The 22,067-nt window shown below is 65.1% G+C and carries 21 protein-coding genes and 1 tRNA gene; 4 read left to right on the forward strand and 18 right to left on the reverse strand.

Annotated elements, in window-relative coordinates; translation table 11 throughout:
- Positions 1-47: 47 nt before the first annotated feature.
- From rplT to BX604_RS00120, 10 genes are all read right to left on the reverse strand, one after another.
- Positions 48-407 carry a 50S ribosomal protein L20 gene (rplT, locus tag BX604_RS00070; protein WP_004192938.1) on the reverse strand — a complete coding sequence of 120 codons (360 nt, stop codon included), beginning with the start codon at positions 405-407 and terminating at the stop codon, positions 48-50.
- Between the two features lie 30 nt (positions 408-437).
- Entirely contained in the window at positions 438-635 is a 198-nt protein-coding gene (rpmI, locus tag BX604_RS00075) for a 50S ribosomal protein L35 (RefSeq protein ID WP_004191477.1), read from the reverse strand.
- A 193-nt stretch (positions 636-828) separates the two neighbouring features.
- Complete coding sequence (gene infC / locus BX604_RS00080) at positions 829-1,353, reverse strand: translation initiation factor IF-3 (protein ID WP_080681331.1); 525 nt, start codon at positions 1,351-1,353, stop codon at positions 829-831.
- A gap of 49 nt (positions 1,354-1,402) precedes the next feature.
- A complete protein-coding gene (gene thrS, locus BX604_RS00085) occupies positions 1,403-3,310 on the reverse strand; it encodes a threonine--tRNA ligase (RefSeq protein WP_098549021.1) in 1,908 nt (635 codons plus the stop codon).
- A gap of 270 nt (positions 3,311-3,580) precedes the next feature.
- Positions 3,581-3,657, reverse strand: a tRNA-Val gene (locus BX604_RS00095).
- Between the two features lie 96 nt (positions 3,658-3,753).
- Complete coding sequence (locus tag BX604_RS00100; protein WP_098549022.1) at positions 3,754-5,988, reverse strand: RelA/SpoT family protein; 2,235 nt, start codon at positions 5,986-5,988, stop codon at positions 3,754-3,756.
- 42 nt (positions 5,989-6,030) lie between these two features.
- The gene (locus BX604_RS00105; RefSeq protein ID WP_098549023.1) at positions 6,031-6,384 is read right to left on the reverse strand and encodes a RidA family protein; all 354 of its coding nucleotides are present in this window, start codon (positions 6,382-6,384) and stop codon (positions 6,031-6,033) included.
- Between the two features lie 81 nt (positions 6,385-6,465).
- The gene (locus tag BX604_RS00110; RefSeq protein ID WP_098549024.1) at positions 6,466-7,362 is read right to left on the reverse strand and encodes an alpha/beta fold hydrolase; all 897 of its coding nucleotides are present in this window, start codon (positions 7,360-7,362) and stop codon (positions 6,466-6,468) included.
- A gap of 196 nt (positions 7,363-7,558) precedes the next feature.
- Positions 7,559-8,200, reverse strand: a complete 642-nt coding sequence (locus BX604_RS00115; RefSeq protein WP_098549025.1) for a CoA transferase subunit B — start codon at positions 8,198-8,200, stop codon at positions 7,559-7,561.
- A 1-nt stretch (position 8,201) separates the two neighbouring features.
- Positions 8,202-8,906 (reverse strand): CoA transferase subunit A, encoded by a 705-nt coding sequence (locus tag BX604_RS00120; RefSeq protein WP_012328363.1) that lies wholly within the window; start codon positions 8,904-8,906, stop codon positions 8,202-8,204.
- Between the two features lie 224 nt (positions 8,907-9,130).
- Between BX604_RS00120 and BX604_RS00125 the strand changes: the two genes are divergently transcribed.
- Positions 9,131-9,676 carry a LuxR C-terminal-related transcriptional regulator gene (locus BX604_RS00125; protein WP_098549026.1) on the forward strand — a complete coding sequence of 182 codons (546 nt, stop codon included), beginning with the start codon at positions 9,131-9,133 and terminating at the stop codon, positions 9,674-9,676.
- Between the two features lie 101 nt (positions 9,677-9,777).
- Here BX604_RS00125 and BX604_RS00130 read toward each other — a convergent pair whose 3' ends face one another.
- Together BX604_RS00130 and BX604_RS00135 are read right to left on the reverse strand one after the other, a co-directional pair.
- Complete coding sequence (locus BX604_RS00130; protein WP_098549027.1) at positions 9,778-10,209, reverse strand: acyl-CoA thioesterase; 432 nt, start codon at positions 10,207-10,209, stop codon at positions 9,778-9,780.
- Positions 10,210-10,241: 32 nt separating this feature from the next.
- Entirely contained in the window at positions 10,242-11,018 is a 777-nt protein-coding gene (locus tag BX604_RS00135; RefSeq protein WP_098549028.1) for an SDR family oxidoreductase, read from the reverse strand.
- Positions 11,019-11,196: 178 nt separating this feature from the next.
- Between BX604_RS00135 and BX604_RS00140 the strand changes: the two genes are divergently transcribed.
- The gene (locus BX604_RS00140) at positions 11,197-12,870 is read left to right on the forward strand and encodes an electron transfer flavoprotein-ubiquinone oxidoreductase (RefSeq protein WP_098549029.1); all 1,674 of its coding nucleotides are present in this window, start codon (positions 11,197-11,199) and stop codon (positions 12,868-12,870) included.
- Between the two features lie 100 nt (positions 12,871-12,970).
- Here the strand turns inward: BX604_RS00140 and BX604_RS00145 are convergent, their stop codons facing one another.
- The 3 genes from BX604_RS00145 to rbsK are packed head-to-tail and all read right to left on the reverse strand — an operon-like array spanning position 12,971 to position 16,275.
- A complete protein-coding gene (locus tag BX604_RS00145) occupies positions 12,971-13,924 on the reverse strand; it encodes a dihydrodipicolinate synthase family protein (RefSeq protein WP_373562407.1) in 954 nt (317 codons plus the stop codon).
- Between the two features lie 44 nt (positions 13,925-13,968).
- Positions 13,969-15,288 carry an MFS transporter gene (locus tag BX604_RS00150; RefSeq protein ID WP_098549030.1) on the reverse strand — a complete coding sequence of 440 codons (1,320 nt, stop codon included), beginning with the start codon at positions 15,286-15,288 and terminating at the stop codon, positions 13,969-13,971.
- A 60-nt stretch (positions 15,289-15,348) separates the two neighbouring features.
- The gene (gene rbsK / locus BX604_RS00155) at positions 15,349-16,275 is read right to left on the reverse strand and encodes a ribokinase (RefSeq protein ID WP_098549031.1); all 927 of its coding nucleotides are present in this window, start codon (positions 16,273-16,275) and stop codon (positions 15,349-15,351) included.
- Between the two features lie 243 nt (positions 16,276-16,518).
- Here rbsK and BX604_RS00160 point away from each other — a divergent pair, with 243 nt between their 5' ends.
- Positions 16,519-17,598 carry a LacI family DNA-binding transcriptional regulator gene (locus BX604_RS00160; protein WP_098549032.1) on the forward strand — a complete coding sequence of 360 codons (1,080 nt, stop codon included), beginning with the start codon at positions 16,519-16,521 and terminating at the stop codon, positions 17,596-17,598.
- 99 nt (positions 17,599-17,697) lie between these two features.
- Here the strand turns inward: BX604_RS00160 and aroC are convergent, their stop codons facing one another.
- From aroC to BX604_RS00175, 3 genes are all read right to left on the reverse strand, one after another.
- The gene (gene aroC, locus BX604_RS00165) at positions 17,698-18,798 is read right to left on the reverse strand and encodes a chorismate synthase (RefSeq protein ID WP_098549033.1); all 1,101 of its coding nucleotides are present in this window, start codon (positions 18,796-18,798) and stop codon (positions 17,698-17,700) included.
- A gap of 254 nt (positions 18,799-19,052) precedes the next feature.
- Complete coding sequence (locus tag BX604_RS00170; protein ID WP_098549034.1) at positions 19,053-20,987, reverse strand: MFS transporter; 1,935 nt, start codon at positions 20,985-20,987, stop codon at positions 19,053-19,055.
- Positions 20,988-21,126: 139 nt separating this feature from the next.
- Positions 21,127-21,588 (reverse strand): CBS domain-containing protein, encoded by a 462-nt coding sequence (locus BX604_RS00175; RefSeq protein WP_098549035.1) that lies wholly within the window; start codon positions 21,586-21,588, stop codon positions 21,127-21,129.
- 157 nt (positions 21,589-21,745) lie between these two features.
- Here BX604_RS00175 and BX604_RS00180 point away from each other — a divergent pair, with 157 nt between their 5' ends.
- Positions 21,746-22,063, forward strand: coding sequence for an Mpo1-like protein (locus BX604_RS00180; protein ID WP_098549036.1), 318 nt, complete (start codon positions 21,746-21,748; stop codon positions 22,061-22,063).
- Positions 22,064-22,067 lie beyond the last annotated feature (4 nt).

A 22,067-nucleotide genomic window follows, 5' to 3' on the forward strand; every position in this document is an offset into this window, starting at 1 on the left:
ACTACCGGAACCTCGCTGCAACTAACCACGCAGTGCTAATTTCGCAATTAGGCTGCAACGGCGGCTTTCACCTGCTTGACGATCGCAGCAAAAGCAGCCTTGTCGAACACCGCCATGTCGGCCAGGACCTTACGGTCGAGTTCGATCGACGCCTTCTTCAGGCCGTTGATGAACACGCTGTAGGTCATGTCGTGCTGGCGAACTGCCGCGTTGATACGCGTGATCCACAGTGCGCGGAACACACGCTTCTTGTTGCGGCGATCGCGGTACGCATACTGACCAGCGCGCATCACCGCTTGCTTGGCGATGCGATAGACGTTATTGCGGCGACCGCGATAACCCTTGGCCAGGTTGATGATCTTCTTGTGGCGGGCCCGTGCGGTTACCCCACGTTTGACTCGAGGCATGTTTCTCTCCTTAGAGTATCAGTTGAGGGGTTACGCGAACGGCAGCATCGCGCGGACGGAGTTCAGATCGGAATCATGAACTGCCGTTGCGCCGCGCAGGTGACGCTTGTTCTTCGTGGTTTTCTTGGTCAGGATGTGACGCTTGAAGGCTTGACCGCGCTTGACGGTACCGCCCGGACGCACCACGAAGCGCTTTGCAGCACTCTTCTTGGTCTTCATCTTAGGCATGACGAACAACTCCAGTTTATTAGATGGCCATGGGTGTGCGGTTGGCTTGCGCCCTTGACCCGCCCTTCGAAACCCAAGTCCACTTGTGTACGGCGAGCCGCTTGCGCAGCCGCCGTCATCGTTGGCGCGCCGCCCTGACCGGGCCACGCACCGAACCACTTTGCCGAACCTGCGCGCATCGCGCGCGGGCCCGTTACTTCTTTTTCTTCGGCGAGAGCACCATGATCATCTGGCGCCCTTCCATCTTCGGCATCTGCTCAACCTGGCCAACTTCCTCGAGATCCGTGCGCAGACGCTCAAGCATCCGCATACCGATCTCCTGGTGAGCCATTTCACGGCCGCGGAAACGCAACGTGATCTTCGTCTTGTCGCCCTCTTCGAGGAAGCGCGTGAGGTTGCGGAGCTTGACGTTGTAATCCCCGTCATCGGTACCCGGGCGGAATTTGACTTCCTTCACCTGGATGACCTTCTGCTTCAGCTTCGCCTCATGCTGCTTCTTGGACTCCTGATACTTGAACTTGCCGTAGTCCATCAGACGGCAGACCGGCGGAACCGCTTGCGGCGCGATTTCTACCAGATCAACATCCAACTCTTCCGATTTACGGAAAGCATCAGCGAGTTTTACGATACCGAGCGGTTCGTTCTCGATCCCGACCAGACGCACTTCCGGCGCAGTGATTTCACCGTTGATGCGATGCGACGACTTATCAGTAGCGATGTTACGTTTCCTCTAAAAATTAAAAAAACGAGCCGCGCTGCCAGGGCGGTTACTTGAACGAGCGCAGGTCTTCCTGCAGACGCTCAACGAAGGCTTCGATCGGCATAACGCCAAGATCGACGCCGCCACGGGCACGCACGGCTACCGTTTGCGCATCACGCTCCTTATCACCCACGACGAGGAGATAAGGCACCTTTTCCAGCGTGTGCTCGCGTATTTTATAGCTAATCTTCTCGTTGCGCAAATCGGCCGCCACTCTAACCCCTTGTTTTTGCAACGTTTGGGTCAGAGATTGTGCATATTCCACCTGACTTTCGGCGATATTGAGCACAACTGCCTGGAACGGCGCGAGCCAGACCGGCATCGCACCGGCATGGTGCTCGATCAAAATACCGAGGAATCGCTCCATCGAACCGACGATCGCACGGTGCAGCATCACCGGCCGGCGGCGGCTGTTGTCTTCCGCGACGTACTCGGCGCCGAGGCGCTCCGGCAGCACCATGTCGAGCTGCAGCGTGCCGCACTGCCACGAGCGGCCGAGCGCATCCTTGATGTGGTATTCGATCTTCGGGCCGTAGAACGCACCCTCGCCCGGCAGCTCTTCCCACGACAGGCCGCACGCCGTCAACGCGTCGCGCAGGCCCTGCTCGGCGCGATCCCACGTTTCGTCGGTACCCGCACGCTGCTCGGGGCGCAGCGACAGCTTGATGTCGATGTGCTCGAACCCGAAATCCTTGTACACGCTCATCGCCAGCGTATTGAACGCGATCGACTCGGCGATGAACTGCTCTTCCGTACAGAAGATGTGCGCATCGTCCTGCACGAAGCCGCGCACGCGCATCAGGCCATGCAGCGCGCCCGACGCCTCGTTGCGATGGCACGAACCGAATTCCGCATAGCGCAGCGGCAGGTCGCGGTACGAGCGCAGGCCGTGCTTGAACACCTGAACGTGACCCGGACAGTTCATCGGCTTGATCGCGTAGTCGCGCTTCTCCGACTCCGTCGTGAACATGTTCTCGCGGTAGTTCTGCCAGTGACCCGACGCTTCCCACAGCGAGCGGTCCATGATCATCGGCGTCTTGATCTCGAGGTAGCCCGCATCGTTCACGCGGCGGCGCATGTACTGCTCGACCTGCTGCCACAGCGCCCAGCCCTTCGGATGCCAGAACACCATGCCCGGCGACTCTTCCTGCATGTGGAACAGGTCGAGCTGCTTGCCGAGCTTGCGGTGGTCGCGCTTTTCCGCTTCCTCGAGCATGTGCAGGTATTGATCCTGGTCTTCCTTCCTAGTCCAGGCCGTGCCGTAGATACGCTGCAGCTGCTCGTTCTTCGAGTCGCCGCGCCAGTACGCGCCTGCGACCTTCATCAGCTTGAAGACCTTCAGCTTGCCGGTCGACGGCACGTGCGGGCCGCGGCACAGGTCGGTGAAGCCGCCGTGCGAGTACAGCTTGATGTCGTCGCTTTGCGGAATCGACTCGATGATCTCGGCCTTGTACTTCTCGCCGATGCTGCGGAAATAGCCGGCCGCCTCATCGCGCGACACGACGCGGCGGGTCACCGGCTCGTCCTTCTTCGCGATTTCCTGCATGCGCTTTTCGATCTTTTCCAGATCTTCCGGCGTAAACGGACGGTTGTACGAGAAGTCGTAATAGAAGCCGTTGTCGATCACCGGACCGATCGTCACCTGCGCATCCGGATACAGTTCCTTCACGGCGTACGCGAGCAAGTGCGCGGTCGAGTGACGGATGATGTCGAGACCGTCGGCATCCTTGTCCGTGACGATCGCGAGCGCTGCGTCGCGATCGATGACCGTGGACGTGTCGACGAGCTCGCCGTCGAGCTTGCCGCCAAGCGCAGCTTTCGCAAGGCCGGGACCGATCGAGGCAGCAACCTCGGCAACTGTCACCGGATGCTCGTATTGTCGAACTGAGCCGTCAGGCAAGCGTATCGAAACCATAGCAATCTCCGTGATGCCAACAGTGGGCGGCAAACCAGGCACGCGATATAAAAGTCACGCGCGAAATTTCGCGACAAAAAAAATGCGGCCCCGCTTTCGAGGGGCCGCATTCGATACTTCACTCAGACTGAAAGGGCGAAAACGTTCCTCGACTAGCGTCGTTCCGAAATAGTTTCGGTCAACGTTCGCGGTGTCATAACCGTATTCGCCTTGTTTGCGTTGAGTTATTTACTGCATCGAATACCCGGAAGCCGGGCATTCTCAATTCGTTGGTAGGCTCGATTGGACTCGAACCAACGACCCCCACCATGTCAAGGTGGTGCTCTAACCAGCTGAGCTACGAGCCTAGTGAAGCTAAGATTATATGGAGCACCTGCTAACTTGGCAAGTGTTTTTATGCGGTCGCAGCAAAATAACGATGTTCCAACCCCAAGACAGGACCATCACGTCTTGCGCCCCGCCCGCACGACGCCCGGCACTTCGCCGAGCAGCGTACAGGCGCGCTGCACCTGCGCCGAGTTCGACACCTCGACCGTGAACTGCATGAATGCCGCATTGCGGCGACTCTGCGTCTTCACGCCGACCACGTTGATCTTCTCGCGCGCGAACACTTCGGAGATATCGCGCAGCAATCCCTGGCGATCGCTCGCCTCGATCATCAGGTCGACCGGGTAGACGGACGCGCCGCGCCCGCCGAGCACGTCGGCCGACCAGGTAGTCTGCAGCACGCGCTCCGGCGCGCGGTCGGCCATCCGCTGGAAAGTCGGGCAATCGCTGCGGTGAATCGACATCCCTTTGCCGCGCGTCACGAAACCGCTGATCGGATCGGGCGGTGCCGGACGGCAGCACCGCGCGAGCTGCGTGAGCAGCGCATCGACACCAACCACCAGCACGCCGGTCGACGCGCCGTGCGCAACGCTCGCCCCGCTGCTGCGCTTTTCAAAATCGGCAGGCGCCTCGGGCGCGTGCTCCGGCGGCGGCGCATCGGACAGCGCCTGCTCGACGTTGCGCAGGCTGAACTCTTCCTTGCCGACCACCGAAAACAACTCGTCGGGCGACTTGAAGCCGAGCTTCGCGGCGAGATTGTCGAGGTTGACCGACGTCTTGCCTTCGCGCTGCAGCGTCTTTTCGACGAGCGCACGGCCGTGCGCGATGTTCTCTTCCTGCTCGATCGAATTGAACCACGCACGCACCTTCTGGCGTGCGCGCGGGCTCTTCAGGTAGCCGAGCTGCAGGTTCAACCAGTCGCGCGACGGGCCGCCCTCCTTCACCGCGACGATCTCGACCGTCTGGCCGTTCGCGAGCGACGTGTTCAGCGGCACCATCACGCCGTCGACGCGCGCGCCGCGGCAGCGATGACCCAGCTCGCTGTGCAGGTGGTACGCGAAATCGACCGGCGTCGCGCCCTGCGGCAGCGCGATCACGCGCGCCTGCGGCGTGAGCACGTAGATGTGGTCGTCGTCGAGCGACGTCTCGCGCAGTTGCGCCCACGCCTTGTCGCCCGATACTTCGGTGCCGTCCTCGACGTCGTCCTTCCACGCGAGCAGTTGGCGCAGCCACGCGATCTTCTCGTCGTACTTGTCGCTCGCGGAGAACTGGCCGCCGTAGCCGCGCGCACCCGCTTCCTTGTAGCGCCAGTGCGCGGCGACGCCGTACTCGGCGAAGCGATGCATGTCCTGCGTGCGGATCTGCACCTCGAACGCGCGGCCGTCGTCGCCGATCACGACCGTATGCAGCGACTTGTAGCCGTTCGGCTTCGGCCGCGAGATGTAGTCGTCGAATTCCTTCGGCACCGGCTGCCACAGGTGATGCACGATGCCGAGCACCGCGTAGCAATCCTTGATGTCCGGTACGATCACGCGGAATGCGCGCACGTCGTACAGCTCGGAGAAATCGAGCTCCTTGCCGCGCATCTTGCGCCAGATGCTGTAGATATGCTTCGGCCGCCCGCTCACGTCGGCCGGGATGTGCGCCTCCGCCAGCTCGTGCTGCAGCCGCTCGATCGCCTGCGAGACATACGCCTCGCGTTCGATGCGCTTCTCGTCGAGCAGCTTCGCGATGCGCTTGTAGGTAACCGGATCCTCGAAGCGGAACGCGAGATCCTCAAGCTCCCACTTCAATTGCCAGATGCCGAGCCGGTTGGCGAGCGGCGCATAGATCTCGAGCGTCTCGCGCGCGACGTCGGGCGGCGGATCGATCTTCGCCGCCGCGTAGTAACGCAGCGACTGCAGGCGCGACGCGAGCCGGATCAGCACCACGCGGATGTCCTGCGCGAACGCGAGCAGCATCTTGCGCAACGCTTCGATCTGCGTGCGCCGCTCTTCCGCCGCGTCGCGCCCGGTGTCGGGCATCGCGTTCTGCGCAGCGCGCAGGCTGACGGTGCCGAGCCGCAGCAGCTTGCGCACATCGGCCACGAGCCGCGCGACCTCTTCGCCGAAGCGCTCGGTCAGCTCGCGCCCGGGGTCGCTCAGATGCGGCGTCAGCACGAACAACGCCGCCGCCTGCATCGCATGCGGATCGACGTTCAGCGTGCGCATGATCGACGCCGTGCCCGCCGAGTGATCGGCGAGCAGTTCGCCCGACGACAGGCGCGCGTCGCCGGCCCGCTCGCGTACGAACGCAAGCACGTCGTCGAACGACGGGGTCGCGACGGAAGAAGCGGAAGCGGACTCGGTCATCGTACGGCCTGGCGCAATGCGATCATCGTCGGTGTGCTTCGCTCAGCTCCGCTGCGCGGCGACGACGACGACCTCGACGAGCAACGCGGGATCCGCGAGCTTCGCTTCGACGGTGGCGCGCGGCGGCGTGTTGCCCTGCGCGACCCACGCGTCCCACTCCGCGTTCATGCCTTCGAAGTTCGCGAGATCGGAAATGTAGATCTGCACCGACAGCAGATGCGCCTTGTCGCTGTTCGCTTCGGCGAGCAGGCGATCAATGTGGCCGAGCACTTCGCGCGTCTGGCCGCGGATGTCCTGCGTGGTGTCTTCGGCGATCTGGCCGGCCAGATACACGGTACCGTTGTGGATCGCGGTTTCGGAGAGACGGGCCCCGACGTGGTGACGAATGACTGCCATGGAATGTTCCGGTCTTGTGAATGAGTGAAGAATCGGCGACAACGCGGCCCGCGTGCCGCCGAACCGCATATTATGACGCGATTATGCGTCGCCTTCGACGAAAAACCGGCGGGCCAGCGCAATCTGGTCGGCGCCGATGAACGCCGGCGCATGGCCGGCGCCCGCAATCTCGACCTGCTGCACATGCCGGCCGCGACGCACCATCTCGGCTGCCGTCTCGCGCGACAGCAAGTCGGAGCTTTCGCCGCGCACGACGAGCAGCGACGCGTCGGTCGTCTCGATCGCTCGCCACAGCGCGGCTTCGCCCAGCGCCGCCAGCTCCGGGGTCGTCGCCTTGAACGGCTCGGCGATGCGCGGATCGTAGCGCATCGTCCAACGGCCGTCGGGCAGCTCGCGCAGCAACGGCCCGTTGATCTCGCGCCACTCGTCGCCGCTCAGCGCGCCGAACGGCAACGACAGCGACGTCAGGTAGTCGATGCCTTCCTGCTCGGTCGCAAAGCTCGGCTGCACACCGAGGTATTCACCGATGCGCGTGAGCGAATCGGGCTCGATGCGCGGACCGACGTCGTTGACGATCATCCGGCGCAGCGGCGAACCGGGCAGCCCCGCGAGCGCCATGCCGATCAGCCCGCCCATCGACGTGCCGAACCAGTCGACCGACTCGACATCGAGCCGCGCGATCAGCGTCACCATGTCGGCCGCATATTGCGGAATCGCGTAATGCCGTGGATCGGCAAGCCAGTCGGACCGGCCGCGCCCGACGACGTCGGGACAGACGACGCGATACGTGTCGGACAATGCCGCGGCAAGCCGGTCGAAATCGCGCCCCGAGCGGGTCAGGCCGTGCACGCACAGCAGCACGCGGGGATTGGCGGGGTCGCCCCATTCCGTATAGGCGACATGATGAAGGCCGGCGGCGCTTGCACATTGCACGCGTCGCAGACGGGGAACCGGAGGATTCGCTGAGGTTGTTGGCATCGTTGGCATCCTGTCGAACGTGGGCGGTGCGGCGGGCAACGCACGCGTTGCCCGATGCAAACGATTGTAAACCGCTTCGCCCGCGCGGGTCGGCACGCGCTGGAAGCATCGGCATGCGCGCGCCTCCAATGACAAACGCCCCGCATGCCGTTGTCCGGCATGCGGGGCGTCGCGACCGCGCTCGCGCGCGGCGAACTTATGCGACCGCGCTCACGTCGAGCGGCGCGCCCGTCTTCGTCTGGATCTCTTCGGCGCTCACGCCGTCGGCGAGCTCCAGCACCTTCAGGCCGGCCGGCGTCACTTCGATCACGCCGAGATCGGTGATGATCAAGTCGACCACACCGACGCCCGTCAGCGGCAGGTTGCAGGCTTCGAGGATCTTGTGCTGGTCACCCTTCGCGACGTGCTCCATCAGCACGACCACGCGCCCCACGCCCGCGACGAGGTCCATCGCGCCGCCCATCCCCTTGATCATCTTGCCGGGGATCATCCAGTTCGCGAGGTCACCGCTCTTGCTGACCTGCATCGCGCCGAGGATCGCGAGGTTGATGTGGCCGCCGCGGATCATCGCGAACGAATCGGCCGACGAGAAGATCGACGAACCCGGCAGCGTCGTGACGGTCTGCTTGCCGGCGTTGATCAGGTCGGCGTCGACTTCGTCGTCGGTCGGCGACGGGCCGATGCCGAGCAGGCCGTTCTCCGACTGCAGCCACACCTCGACGCCTTCCGGCACGTGGTTCGCGACGAGCGTCGGCAGGCCGATGCCGAGGTTCACGTAGAAGCCGTCCTGCAGTTCCTTCGCCGCGCGCGCGGCCATCTGGTCACGATTCCAGGCCATGTCAGTCTCCTTTCGCGCGTACGACGCGTTGTTCGATGCGTTTTTCAGGCGTCGCGTTCAGCACGATGCGCTGCACGAAGATCCCCGGCGTATGGACCTGGTCCGGATCGAGTGCGCCGTTCTCGACGATCTCCTCGACTTCGACCACGGTGATCTTGCCCGCCATCGCGCACATCGGGTTGAAGTTGCGCGCGGTGCGGCGATAGATCAGGTTGCCGGACTTGTCGGCCTTCCACGCCTTCACGAGCGCGACGTCGGCCGTCAGCGACGGCTCGAGCACGTAGTGGCGATCGCCGAACTGGCGCGTTTCCTTGCCTTCCGCGATCACGGTGCCGTAGCCCGTGTTCGTGAAGAACGCCGGGATGCCCGCGCCGCCGGCGCGCAGCTTCTCGGCGAGCGTGCCCTGCGGCGTGAATTCGAGCTCGAGTTCGCCGGCCAGGTACTGGCGCTCGAACTCCTTGTTCTCGCCGACGTACGACGAGATCATCTTCTTGATCTGGCGCGTTTCCAGCAGCAGGCCGAGACCGAAGCCGTCGACGCCCGCATTGTTGCTGATGCAGGTGATGCCCTTGACCGCGGAATCGCGCAGCGCCGCGATCAGCGCCTCGGGAATCCCGCACAGGCCGAAGCCGCCCACCGCGAAGGTCTGTCCGTCGCGGACGATCCCTTCCAGCGCGGCAGCCGCGCTGGGATAGACTTTGTTCATCTGTATGTCCCTTCCTCTATGGAAACCAGCAAAACCGGTTCACGCGCCTACACGGCCCGCAAGCCTGCCGCATCATTCTATGCATGCGCGGCGATGCGTGCGTCGAAACGCGCTGTTTTTATATCGCGGCAAACCGCCACGAGATGCCTGAAAGGGTACGATGCGGCGCGGATGCGGCACAATACGCAAAAATACATAAGCATTTGCCTCCGCTTGCCTGCGCCATGCCTGCTCTCGATTACCAGACTGCCTTCCACCTCGCGCCGCTCGGCCTCGTGTTGTCGCGCGACCGCGTGATCGAGGACTGCAACGACGCGCTCGCGTCGATCTTCCGCTGCGCGCGGGCCGACCTGATCGGAAAATCCTACGAGGTGCTCTATCCGTCGCCGGACGAATTCCAGCGGATCGGCGAGCGCATCTCGCGCGTGATGATCGCGAACGGCATCTACTCCGATGACAGAATCATGAAACGGGCGGACGGCGAGCTGTTCTGGTGCCACGTGACGGGCCGCGCGCTCGACCGCACCGCGCCGCTCGCGGCCGGCGTGTGGACCTTCGAGGACCTGAGCGCGACGCGCCGGGTCGCCGTCGAGCTGACGCCGCGCGAACGCGAGATCGCCGCGCAACTCGCGACCGGCAAGACCAGCAAGCAGATCGGCCGCGTGCTCGACATCAGCTCGCGCACCGTCGACATCTACCGCGCGCGGCTGATGCGCAAGTACGGAACGAACAATACGCCGGAACTGTTGCAGCGCCTGCTCGGCCAATGAAGGCGGCGCAATGGCAATCGGCCGCATGACGCGGCCGATTCGGGGATCATCCGGACATGGCGACACACCGGCGCGCCGGCGCCGGGTTGCCGCTGCCGCGCTCAGTCGACCTTCGCCGCCAGCGCGCGCTCGATCGTGTCGCGCAGCAGTTGCGGCAGCGGAACCGACTTGCCGAGCGCGTAGTCGACCCACACGCAGCGTGTGTTGCCGCGCGCATAGACGTGGTGCGGATCATCCGCGCGCGTGAGCTCGAAACCCGTGTCGAAGCTGCTGCGGCCGGGTTTCGCGGCCGACATCCTCGCGATCACGTCGCCCGGATAATGCAGTTGCTTCAGGAATTCCATCGACGCGGTGACGATGACAGGCCCCTGCCCCTCGCCGTTGCCGCCCGCGATGCCGAGTTCCTCGAACCACGAGATCCGCGCCTGCTCCATGTAGCGGAAATAGACCGTGTTGTTCACGTGGCCGAATGCGTCCATGTCGCCCCAGCGGATCGGCATCGACATTTCAAAAACGGGGGAGTAATCGCTCATTGCTGCCTTCTTTGTTGCTGAATGTCATCCGCTCACGCGACACCGAAGCCGTCGTCGGCGGAGATAATCGAGCCGTTGATGAACTGCGACTCGTCGGCCGCGAGCAGCAACAACAGCCCGTCGAGATCCTGCGGCTTGCCGACGCGCCGGCGCGGCAGCATCGACTGCAGCTTCTGGCCCTGCTCGGTTTCCCACAGGTAGTGATTGATTTCGGTATCGATATAGCCCGGGCAGATCGCGTTGACGTTGATTCCGTGGCGGCCCCATTCGAGCGCCATCGCGCGCGTCATCTGCACCACCGCGGCCTTGCTCATCGCATACAGCCCGATCTGCGGAAACGCGCGCAGGCCGGCCACCGACGCGATGTTGATGATCCGGTACGGCGGCTTGCCGTTGCCGTTCGAGCGCATGATCATCCGCTTCGCGACTTCCTGCGCGACGAAGAATGCGCCGCGCGTGTTCGTATCGAACACGAACTCGAACTCGGCCGGTGTCACGTCGACGAGCTTCTGCATCGTCGACACGCCCGAATTGTTCACGAGGATGTCGATCGTACCGGCTTCCGTCTCCGCATGCGCGACGGCCGCCTTGATGCTCTGCACGTCGGTGACGTCGAGCGACACGACATGCGCGGCGCCGCCCGCCGCCTCGATCTCCGCGCGCAGTTCCTTCAAGCGCTCGACCCGGCGGCTCGCGAGCACGACCTTGGCGCCGGCCTGCGACAGCACCTGCGCGAAGCGTTGCCCAAGGCCGCTCGACGCGCCCGTGACCAGCGCAACCTTGCCTTCCAGATTGATCGATCGACCCATTGCACATCCCCTTTCGATGTCGTTTCGCCACGACGGGCGCCCTGTCCCGTGCAGCATAACCCCAGCACAAAAAATAGAACGATCGTGCTAATCTATTCGCATGCTGTTGCGGCAAGCGTTTCGTTTCGCAGACAATACGGTCCCGAATAAAAGCATTCTAACGGTTAGAGGAACGCCAATGACCCCCGCAAGCCTCATCGAGCAGTACGGCCCGCGCGAATCGATGGAATACGACGTCGTGATCGTCGGCGGCGGCCCCGCCGGGCTGTCTGCGGCGATCCGGCTCAAGCAGCTGGCCGCCGAGAAAGGCGCCGAGATCGGCGTGTGCGTGCTCGAAAAGGGTTCCGAGATCGGCGCGCACATCCTGTCGGGCGCGGTGATGGATCCGCGCGCGATCACTGAACTGTTCCCCGACTGGAAGGAACGCGGCGCCCCGCTCACCGTCGACGTGACCGAAGACCGCTTCCTGTTCCTGTCCGAGAAGAGCGCGGTGCAGACGCCCAATTGGGCGCTGCCCGCCAACTTCCAGAACCACGGCAACTACGTGATTTCGCTGGGTAACGTGACCCGCTGGCTTGGGGCACAGGCCGAAGCTCTGGGCGTCGAGATCTTCCCGGGCTTCGCTGCCGCGGAAATTCTCTACAACGACGACGGCTCGGTGAAGGGCGTCGCCACCGGCAACATGGGCGTGGGCAAGGACGGCGAGCCGACCGAGAACTTCCAGCTCGGCATGGAGCTGCACGCGAAGTACACGCTGTTCGCCGAAGGCTGCCGCGGCAACCTCGGCCGTCAGCTGATCTCGAAGTTCAAGCTCGACGCGAACGCCGATCCGCAGGCGTACGGGATCGGCATCAAGGAACTGTGGGAAATCGATCCCGCGAAGCACAAGCCGGGCCTCGTGATCCATACGGCCGGCTGGCCGCTGAAGTCCGACACGTACGGCGGCTCGTTCCTGTATCACATGGACAACAACCAGGTCGTGGTCGGCTTCGTGGTGGGCCTGGGCTACACGAACCCCTATCTTTCCCCGTTCGAGGAGTTCCAGCGCTACAAGACACATCCGTCGATCCGCGCGTTCCTCGAAGGCGGCAAGCGCGTGTCGTACGGCGCGCGGGCGATCACGGCCGGCGGCCTGCTGTCGCTGCCGAAGACGGTGTTCCCGGGCGGCGCGCTGATCGGCGACGACGCGGGCTTCCTGAACGCGTCGCGGATCAAGGGCAGCCACGCGGCGATCAAGACCGGCATGCTGGCCGCCGACGCCGCATTCGATGCGCTGCAGGCCGGCCGCCAGTCGGACGAGCTGAATGCCTACCCGGATGCCTTCAAGCAATCGTGGCTGCATACGGAGCTGTACCGCGCACGCAACTTCAAGCAGTGGATGGCCAAGGGGCTGTACCTCGGCACGCTGATGGTCGGGCTCGAACAGAAGGTGATGGGCGGCAACGTGCCGTGGACGCTGCACCACAAGCATGCGGACCACGAGATGCTGAAGCCGGCGTCGCAATGCACGCCGATCGAGTATCCGAAGCCGGACGGCAAGCTGACGTTCGACCGGCTGTCGTCGGTGTTCATCTCGAACACGAACCACGAGGAGAACCAGCCGGCGCACCTGACGCTGAAGGATGCGAGCGTGCCGGTGAACGTGAACCTGCGCACGTACGCGGGGCCGGAGGGGCGCTTCTGCCCGGCGGCGGTGTACGAGTTCGTGAAGAACGACGACGGCAGCGACCGGCTGGTGATCAACGCGCAGAACTGCGTGCACTGCAAGACCTGCGACATCAAGGACCCGACGCAGAACATCGTGTGGGTCACGCCGGAAGGCGGCGGCGGGCCGAATTACCCGAACATGTAACCCGCTGGAAAAACGCCGCCTCGCGCGGCGTTTTTTTCGTCCGTTCGGCATTGCGCACCGCCCTGCCCGCGTTCGCGCGCAACGATGCGTGCGGCCTGCCCTAGCGCGCCGCGATCCGCCGACGGAAGTGTTCGGTACCGGACACGATCTTGTCGAGCACCGCATCGAGCGCCCAGAACCGCTCACGCACGTCGTAGTCGATCGCGCGGCAACGGATCGATCCGAACGTGCCGATCCGTTGGTGATACATCTTCGCGAGCGCGGGGTAGCCGAGTGCTTCCGACACCGCGGAGACCACCAGGAACGTCGACAATTCGTCGGCCAGTGCCGGATCCGAGTCGCCCTGCGTGCGCAGCCACTGATACAGATCCGGATGGAAGTTGGTGAACACGCCGTTGAAGCCGGCGGAACCGGCCTTCATCGCATCCCATGCGATCGCCGCGTTGGCGTTCAGGATCTTCAGCGGCGAACCCGCGGCGAGCGCGACGCGCCGCTTGACCGTCTCCAGATCGCAGCTCACGTCCTTCAACATCACGAAGCGACCGGTGTCGATGCACGCGCGCAATTCATCGTCGGACAGCAGTCGCCGGTACGGCGCCGGACATTCATACAGGCCGAGCGGCAGATCCGACGGCAACCGGGTCAGCAGCGCGCGGAGATGGTCGAGAAACGCGGCAGTGCCCTTGCGCTGCGGGTCGAGCCGATTGGTCACGAGCACGACGCCCTGCGCGCCGGATTCGGCCGCCGCACAAAGCTCGACGGCCTGCGCGTCGATATCTTCGCTGATGTGCCCGGACGCGACGACCGGCACCCGCCCGGCCACCCGCTCGACCACGAAGCGTGCGAGTTCCGCCCGTTCGGCGAGACTCAGGAATTGCATCTCGCTCGATTGCGCGACCGCGAACAACGCGTCCGAGCCGTGCGCCAGATACCATTCGATCAGCCGCTCGAGCCCGGCGTAGTCGATCGCGCCGGCGTCGTCGAACGGCGTCAGCATCACCGGCACGATGCCCTCGATCGTCGCGCCGGAACGCTGATGGGGTTGGATCTGCATCTGTTTCTCCTTGCTTGGGTAAAGGCTGCGGCCGCGCCGCATACTCAGGCCGGCAACGCTCCGTGCGCCGCGCTCGCGGATTGCTCCGGAATCGGCTTGCGCACCAGCAGCAGGTAGGCGATCGCGCCGGCGAATGCGATCGCCGCTGCCGTCAGCAGCGCCGGCACGAACGACCACTTCTGCGCAATGACGCCCGTCAGGATCGGGGCGAGCGCGCCGCCGATAAAGCCGCCGAAATTCTGGATCGCGCCGAGCGATGCGATACGGCTCGGCGGCGCCGCCGCCGTTGCGAGCGCCCACGAACATGCCGACGCCGCATTGGCCAGGAAGATCACGACCGAAATGCACGCAAGCGCGACCGTATTGCTCTGCACGAGCGCGGCCGGGATCGTGAACGCGACCATCCCGAGCATCGCGACGACCACCGCATTGCGCCGGCTCACGACGGGCGAGCGGCTGTGCCGCGTCACCAGATCCGACAGCCAGCCCGCCACCAGCGAGCCGACGAATCCGCACAGGAACGGCACGGACGCCGCGAACCCGGTGCGAATGAGGCTCATGTGCCGCTCCATCGTCAGGTATCCGGGCAGCCAGGTCAGGTAGACCCAGTTCAGATACACGGAACCGAAGAAGCCGATCAGCATGCCCCAGGTCGTGCCGTGCGAAAACAGGCTGCGCCATTCGGCGAAGGTCAGTTTGGGCGCGGCAACGGCAGTCTGTGCATCGGCATCGAGATAGTCGCGTTCGGCTGCGGTCAATTGCGCACGCGCCGGATCGCGGTACAGCGCGAACCACACGGCCGCGACGACGAGACCGAGCGCGCCGGTCGCGATGAAGGCCCAGCGCCAGTCGAACGACGCGACGAGAATCGCCAGCAGCAACGGCGCAAGCGCGGTTCCGAGCGGCGATGCCGCGTTGAAGATCCCGGTCGGCGTGCCGCGTGCCCGCAACGGAAACCAGTTGCTCACCACCCGTGCCGCCGACGGAAACTGCGGCGCCTCGCCGATGCCGAGCACGATGCGCGCGACGATGAACCAGCCGAAGGTGCCCACGATGCCGCCTGCCGCCTGCGCGAACGACCAGACGATGAGGCCGATGCCGAGCAGCCGGCGCGGCCCGATTCGATCGACCAGGCCGCCGACCGGGAACTGGCACAGCGCATAGCTCCACGAGAACGCCGACAGCAGCAACCCCATCTGCGCGAGCGACAGCCCGAGATCGCTCCGGATGGCCGAGCTCGCGACGGCCAGCGTACCGCGATCGAGATAGTTGACGATCCCGCTCGCCATCAGCAACGCCAGCGCGATACGTTGGCCGCGCCGGATACGGGGCGGCGCACTCGGAACAGCCTGGTTTTCGTTCATTGCGTTTGTCTCCATGTCATCGACAGGTGCGGGCCGCATCCTGTCCGTCGTGCGCGGCCTCTAGCGGGCCATGCGCTCCACTTCTTCACGCGTCGGAATCGACGTCTGCGCGCCGCACCGCGTCACGCTGATCGCGGCCGCACGCTGGCCGAAGCCGATTGCGTCGTCCATCGACGCGCCGCCCGCGCGGGCCGTCGCAAACCCGCCGACGAACGTGTCGCCGGCCGCCGTCGTATCGACCGCGACCACCGCCATCGCGTCATGACGGCCGCTGCCCGCGCTGCCGCGCCAGCAGACGCCGCGCGCACCGAGCGTGACCAGCACGTTGCCGACGCCCTTCGCGCACAGCGCATCGGCCGCGCGCACCGCCGATGCATCGTCGCCAACGGCGATGCCGGTCAGCGACTCCGCTTCCGTTTCGTTGACGACGAGGTAGTCGATCCGGGCAAGCAAGGCGTCGAACAGCGGTTGCGCCGGCGCCGGATTGAGCAGCACCGGCGTGCGATGCGCGATCGCGCTGGCAATGGCGTGCGCAACGGTCGCGATCGGCACCTCGAGCTGGCACACCATCAGCGCGGCCGCCGCGATCGTGTCGCGAGCCGCGTCGATCCGCGCGATATCGAGGCGGTCGTTCGCACCCGGTACGACGACGATGCTGTTCGCGCCGTGCACATCGACCGTGATCGTCGCGACCCCGGTCGCCTCTCCTTCGATCCGGTGCAGATGCGTCACGTCGATACGTTCCGCGGCGAGCGCGCCGTGCAGGCGCGTCCCGAACGCATCGTCACCGACGCAACCGATCATCGCGACCGACGCGCCGAGGCGCGCAGCCGCCACCGCCTGGTTCGCGCCCTTGCCGCCGTGGACCGTCCGGAACGTGGTGCCGAGCAGCGTTTCGCCCGGCACGGGTAGCCTCGGCGCGTGCGTGACGAGATCGACGTTGACGCTGCCGACGACAGCGATCCGGGGTGACTTTGCTTCGTTCATTTACCAATGTAACCGCTTACATTTACGACGAACAAAATGGCCGAACCGGCCATCGTCGACGACGAGAATTTCATGACCCATGTGAACCATGAGTCTGACATAATGCAGAACAGCATTAAGATAGCGCTTACATTCGCATAAGCGACAACGAAAATGCAAGCGGAACCGCGATGATCGAGGGTAAACGATGGCATTTTTGACGACAGGCAGTCCGCACAGGATAACCGTACGCGGAGACGACCGATGAGTACGCCCCCGCCCCGCGGCGGCACGGCGCGCGCGCGCCGCGGCAGCGGCCGCTCGGTGCTGGGCGACGTCGCAAAGCTCGCCGGCGTGTCGACCGCGACCGTTTCGCGGGTCTACAACGATCCGGGCAAGGTGTCGGCCGACGTACAGCAACGCGTGCGCGACGCGGCTCGCGCGCTGAACTGGATTCCCAATGCGGCCGGCCGCGCGCTCGCGTCCACCCGAACGCATATCACCGGCGCGATCATCCCGACGCTCGACGACCAGGTGTTCGCATCGCAGGTCGCGGGCATGCAGACGGTAATGGCCGAACGCGGCATCACGCTGTTTCTGGGTTGCTCGAATTACGATCCGGCGCAGGCGCTCGCGCAGGTGCGCGCGATGCTGTCGCGCGGCGTGGAAGCCGTGTCGCTGGTCGGCGAAGCGTATCCGCCGGAGGTGTTCGAGCTGCTCGACCTGCACCGGGTGCCGTATGTCGTGACCTACGCGTATCGAGACGACAGCCCGCACTGCTGCATCGGCTTCGACAATCGCGCGGCATTCGCGCGCCTGACCACGCACCTGATCGACCTCGGACATCGCGATTTCGCGATCATCATGCAACCGTCGGCGGACAACGACCGCGTGCAGGCGCGCCTGCGCGGCATTCACGACACGCTTGCCGCGCACGGACTCGCGGTGCGCCCGGTGCATCTGCACGAAGGCGCGGCCACGATCGCGTTCGGACGGGAGAGCCTGCGGGCGATCGCGCACGGCGCGGCAACGCGGCCGACGGCGGTGATCTGCGGCAACGATGCGCTCGCGCTCGGCGCGCTACTCGAAGCGCAGGCGTTGGGCCTCGACGTGCCGTCGCAATTGTCGATCACCGGGTTCGACGATGTCGCGCTGGCTCGCGAGATACGGCCGTCGCTGACGACCATGTGGGTCGACACAGATGCGATCGGTCGCAAAGCCGCGCACGCCTTGCTCGACGCACTCGAGAACGGCGAGCCGGGGCCCGGCTGTGCGGTGCAGCCCGAGTTGCGCGTGCGGGAATCCGCTGCGCCGCCGACGCCGACCCGCAGCGCCCGCGACTAAGCGGCCCGCCGATACGCGGCGGCACAATGAAAACGGGGCGCCGCAAGCGCCCCGTTTCGCATCGGATCGGCCGAACCGGCAAGCGCCGGCGCCGTTTTATCAGGTCGCGCTGCCCGCGATCTTCGGGGTCGGCGTCTCGACGTCGCCGCACTGCGCACGATGACGCAGCGCATGGTCGATCAGCACCAGCGCGAGCATCGATTCGGCGATCGGCGTGGCACGAATGCCCACGCACGGATCGTGACGGCCGAAGGTTTCCACCGTCGCCTCGTCGCCCGATTTCGTGATCGAGCGGCGCGGCGTGCGGATGCTCGACGTCGGCTTGATCGCGATCGACACGGTGATGTCCTGCCCGGTCGAAATCCCGCCAAGCACGCCGCCCGCGTGGTTGCCGACGAAGCCGCCCGGCGTCAGCTCGTCGCCGTGCACCGAGCCGCGTTGCGCGATGCTGTCGAAGCCCGCGCCGATCTCGACGCCCTTCACCGCATTGATGCTCATCATCGCCTTCGCGATGTCCGCGTCGAGACGGTCGAACACCGGCTCGCCCCAGCCGACCGGCACACCCGATGCGACGACGTCGATGCGCGCGCCGATCGAATCGCCGTCCTTGCGCAGCGCGTCCATGTACGCCTCGAGTTCCGGCACGATCGCCGCGTTCGGCGAGAAGAACGGGTTCTCGTACACGTGCGACCAGTCGACGAACGGCACGTCGACATCGCCGAGGCCGCTCATGTAGCCGCGCACCTCGACGCCGAAGCGCTCGCGCAGCCATTTCTTCGCGACCGCACCCGCGCCGACGATCGGCGCGGTCAGGCGCGCGGACGAGCGGCCGCCACCGCGGTAGTCGCGGATGCCGTACTTCTGCCAGTACGTGTAGTCGGCATGGCCGGGACGGAACGTCTCGACGATGTTGCCGTAATCCTTGCTGCGCTGGTCGGTGTTGCGAATCAGCAGCGCGATCGGCGTGCCGGTCGTCACGCCCTCGAACACGCCGGACAGGATCTCGACCTCGTCGGCCTCCTGGCGCTGCGTCACGTGCCGCGACGTGCCGGGCTTGCGGCGATCGAGCTCGAGCTGGATGTCGGCTTCGGTCAGCCCCATTCCCGGCGGGCAGCCGTCGATCACGCAGCCGATCGCGGGACCGTGCGATTCGCCGAAGGTCGTGACAGTGAAAAGCGTGCCGAGGGTATTGCCGGACATGATGGAACCGCCCAAAGAGAAATGGACAAACCGATGCGCTGCCCGGCTGCTGGCAGTCGATCGTTTGCCGGTCGAAAAAAGAGGTAAGCCGCTATTATGCCAGCCGTCCCGGGCCCGCGGGCCGTGTGAACCGTTCAGACCACAGGCGCCGCCGGCGCAGCCGCACCGGTGAGGGCAGCGACGGTGCGCCAGCGCCGCGCTGCGCGCGGCCGTCATCCGGGCCGGAGCGATACCGTCGCGCCTGGCCGCACCGCCTACTTGCGCGCGCCGCGCAGCTCGGTCACCGCGGCCTGCAGCACTTCGGGCGTCGCGACCGATGCGGAAATCGGCTCGCCGACCGCGAGCGACAGCCGGCTCATCATGCCGCGCTTGATGGGCCGCGGCATGCGCGCGTCGGCATGGCGGGAGAAATAGCTGCCCCAGAGCCCGCGCAGCGCCATCGGGATCACGGGCGCCGGCGTGCGGGTCAGGATCTCGGTAATGCCGTGATGGAAGGTGTTGATGTCGCCCGTCTTGGTCAGCTTGCCCTCGGGGAAGATGCACACGAGCTCGCCCTCCTTCAGCGCGGCCTCGCACGCATCGTACGCGCGCGCGAGCATCTCGGGATCCTCGTGGCGCGGCGCGATCGGAATCGCCTTCGCATGACGGAACACCCAGCTCGCAAAACGCGTCTTGAAGATCCGGTGATCCATCACGAAACGGATCGGCCGCGGGCTCGCGGCGGCCAGCACGAGCGCATCGACGTAGCTCACGTGATTGCATACGAGCACGGCTGCGCCCTCTTCCGGGATCCGCTCCCCATGCACGAGGCGAATCCGGTAGAACGTGTGCACGAGCACCCACGCAACGAAGCGCAGCAGGAACTCCGGAACGAGCAGGTAGATATACGTCGCGACGACGACGTTCAGCAGCGCGGTGACGAGGAACAGACCCGGGATGTCCACACCGGCCTTGGTCAGCCCCATCGCCATCAACGCGGACAGGATCATGAACAGCGCGTTCAGGATGTTGTTCGCGGCGATGATCCGCGCACGGTGGGTCGGCGCGCTGCGGCTCTGGATCAGCGCATACAACGGCACGCTGTAGAAGCCCCCGAACATCGCGAGCAGGAACAGGTCGGCCAGGATGCGCCAGTGGCGCGCATGGGCCAGGAACTCGCCGACCGACAGCAGATGGCCGGGCGACGGCAGCGAGCGGCTCGCGAAATACAGCTCGATCGCGAACACGCTGATGCCGATCGAGCCGAGCGGTACGAGCCCGATCTCGACGCGCCGCTGCGACAGCCGCTCGCACAGCAGCGAGCCGAGGCCGATCCCGACCGAGAACGTCGCGAGCAGGACCGTGACGACGTCGGGGCTCGCGGACAGCACGTCCTTCGCGAAATTGAAGAACGACGTGAGGAACGTCGCGCCGACGAACCACAGCCACGAAATGCCGAGCAGGCTCAGGAACACGGTGCGGTTCTGCCGCGCGAGGCCGAGGTTGCGCCAGGTCTCGCTGAACGGGTTCCAGTTGATCACGAGATCGGGCTGCGGCGCCGGCGTCGACGGCACGCGCTGCGCGACGAGCCGCCCCGCGAGCGCGATCACGACGACGCTGACCGCCAGCACGCGCTCGCCGCTGCCTTCGATGCCCGCGGCCGCGCCGCCGATGATCGTGCCGATCAGGATCGCGATGAACGTGCCCATCTCGACGAGGCCGTTGCCGCCGACCAGTTCATGGTCGCCGAGATGCTGCGGCAGGTACGAGTACTTGACGGGGCCGAACAGCGTCGAGTGCATCCCCATCATGAACGTGCACAGATACAGCAAGGTTGCGCTATGCGTGACGAAGCCCGCCGCGCCGACCAGCATCAGCGCGATCTCGAACGTCTTCACGAAACGCGTGAGCGTCGCCTTGTCGTATTTGTCGGCAATCTGCCCGGACGTGGCCGAGAACAGCACGAACGGCAGGATGAAGATCGCGGAAATCAGGAACGCGGCCGTCTTCGCGTCGACACCGGCGAACCGTGCGGTGTGATACGTGACGAGCGACGTGAAGCCGATCTTGAACACGTTGTCGTTCAGCGCACCGAGGAACTGGGTCGTGAAGAACGGCGCAAAACGACGCTGGCGCAGCAGGTCGAACTGGGATGCGTGCTCGCGGCGTTCGCCGCGCGAGCCGGAGGAGACTTGCGTGTGATCGCTCATTCGGAATACGCGCGCATCGTCTGGGCGAGGCTGCGCGGGCCTTGTGTTGTTGTTGAAAAAACGGCGGCGCAGGCTGAACCTGCGCCGCCGTGCGCCGGATGGCAGCGCCCGCGCATCATGGCAACGGGCGCGACGGATTTCACGGCTTGTGCGCTTCGGTTTCCGATTCGGATTCCGGCCAGTCGCGGATATATGCCTTCAGCATCCGGTTCTCGAAGCTTTGCGCCTCGACGACCGTCTTCGCGACGTCGTAGAACGAAATGACGCCCATCAGCACTTTCTTGTCGAGCACCGGCATGTAGCGCGCATGGCGCTCGAGCATCATCCGGCGCACTTCGTTGACGTCGGTTTCGGGCGTGCAGGTGAGCGGCTCGTCCATCACCTTGCGGATCTGGACGTCACCGATCGCGCCGCCGTTCACGTGCAGGCGCAGGATGATCTCGCGGAACGTCAGCATCCCGACGAGATCGCCGTACTCCATCACGACGAGCGAGCCGATGTCGTGCTCGGCCATCGTGTCGACCGCTTCGCGCAGCGGTTTATCGGGCGTCACCGTAAACAGCGTGTTGCCCTTCACTTTCAGAATATCGCTGACGCGCATCGTAGTCCCCTCATGCTTGAATGCAAATCCGCTTTCGATCCTATCGGAAAGCCTGTCAAAAGGAAAGCGCAGGCCGGCGCGCCGCGGCCGCCGCGCTTGCGGACGCGGGCCGCCCGCCGCACAATGAACGCATGGACGGCGGCCCGAGGAGACGGCCATGGCGCATACGCATTCGGAGCATTTCACCAGCTTCGCTGATTTCTACCCGTACTACCTGAACGAACATCAGAACCTGACGTCGCGGCGGCTGCACTTCATCGGCTCGCTCGGCGTGATCGGCTGCATCGCGATGGCGATCGCGACCGGCGACTGGCTGTGGCTGCCGGCGGCCGTCGTGTGCGGCTACGGCTTCGCGTGGGTCGGACACTTCTTCTTCGAGAAGAACCGCCCCGCCACGTTCCGGCATCCGGTCTACAGCCTGATGGGCGACTGGGTGATGTTCAAGGACATCTGCACCGGCAAGATTCCGCTGTAACGCC

This window comes from Burkholderia sp. JKS000303 (genome assembly GCF_002563755.1).
GTDB lineage: Bacteria > Pseudomonadota > Gammaproteobacteria > Burkholderiales > Burkholderiaceae > Burkholderia > Burkholderia anthina_B.

Excerpts from the sequence above, each read along its gene's own strand:
- BX604_RS00135 (WP_098549028.1), bottom strand. The coding sequence starts at position 11,018 with ATGGGTCGATCGATCAATCTGGAAGGCAAGGTTGCGCTGGTCACGGGC.
- BX604_RS00140 (WP_098549029.1), top strand. The coding sequence starts at position 11,197 with ATGACCCCCGCAAGCCTCATCGAGCAGTACGGCCCGCGCGAATCGATG.
- BX604_RS00130 (WP_098549027.1), bottom strand. The coding sequence starts at position 10,209 with ATGAGCGATTACTCCCCCGTTTTTGAAATGTCGATGCCGATCCGCTGG.
- BX604_RS00125 (WP_098549026.1), top strand. The coding sequence starts at position 9,131 with ATGCCTGCTCTCGATTACCAGACTGCCTTCCACCTCGCGCCGCTCGGC.
- aroC (WP_098549033.1), bottom strand. The coding sequence starts at position 18,798 with ATGTCCGGCAATACCCTCGGCACGCTTTTCACTGTCACGACCTTCGGC.
- rbsK (WP_098549031.1), bottom strand. The coding sequence starts at position 16,275 with ATGAACGAAGCAAAGTCACCCCGGATCGCTGTCGTCGGCAGCGTCAAC.
- rpmI (WP_004191477.1), bottom strand. The coding sequence starts at position 635 with ATGCCTAAGATGAAGACCAAGAAGAGTGCTGCAAAGCGCTTCGTGGTG.
- thrS (WP_098549021.1), bottom strand. The coding sequence starts at position 3,310 with ATGGTTTCGATACGCTTGCCTGACGGCTCAGTTCGACAATACGAGCAT.
- BX604_RS00100 (WP_098549022.1), bottom strand. The coding sequence starts at position 5,988 with ATGACCGAGTCCGCTTCCGCTTCTTCCGTCGCGACCCCGTCGTTCGAC.
- BX604_RS00120 (WP_012328363.1), bottom strand. The coding sequence starts at position 8,906 with ATGAACAAAGTCTATCCCAGCGCGGCTGCCGCGCTGGAAGGGATCGTC.
- BX604_RS00175 (WP_098549035.1), bottom strand. The coding sequence starts at position 21,588 with ATGCGCGTCAGCGATATTCTGAAAGTGAAGGGCAACACGCTGTTTACG.
- BX604_RS00145 (WP_373562407.1), bottom strand. The coding sequence starts at position 13,924 with ATGCAGATCCAACCCCATCAGCGTTCCGGCGCGACGATCGAGGGCATC.
- BX604_RS00160 (WP_098549032.1), top strand. The coding sequence starts at position 16,519 with ATGAGTACGCCCCCGCCCCGCGGCGGCACGGCGCGCGCGCGCCGCGGC.
- BX604_RS00105 (WP_098549023.1), bottom strand. The coding sequence starts at position 6,384 with ATGGCAGTCATTCGTCACCACGTCGGGGCCCGTCTCTCCGAAACCGCG.
- BX604_RS00170 (WP_098549034.1), bottom strand. The coding sequence starts at position 20,987 with ATGAGCGATCACACGCAAGTCTCCTCCGGCTCGCGCGGCGAACGCCGC.
- BX604_RS00180 (WP_098549036.1), top strand. The coding sequence starts at position 21,746 with ATGGCGCATACGCATTCGGAGCATTTCACCAGCTTCGCTGATTTCTAC.
- BX604_RS00150 (WP_098549030.1), bottom strand. The coding sequence starts at position 15,288 with ATGAACGAAAACCAGGCTGTTCCGAGTGCGCCGCCCCGTATCCGGCGC.
- BX604_RS00110 (WP_098549024.1), bottom strand. The coding sequence starts at position 7,362 with ATGCCAACAACCTCAGCGAATCCTCCGGTTCCCCGTCTGCGACGCGTG.
- rplT (WP_004192938.1), bottom strand. The coding sequence starts at position 407 with ATGCCTCGAGTCAAACGTGGGGTAACCGCACGGGCCCGCCACAAGAAG.
- BX604_RS00115 (WP_098549025.1), bottom strand. The coding sequence starts at position 8,200 with ATGGCCTGGAATCGTGACCAGATGGCCGCGCGCGCGGCGAAGGAACTG.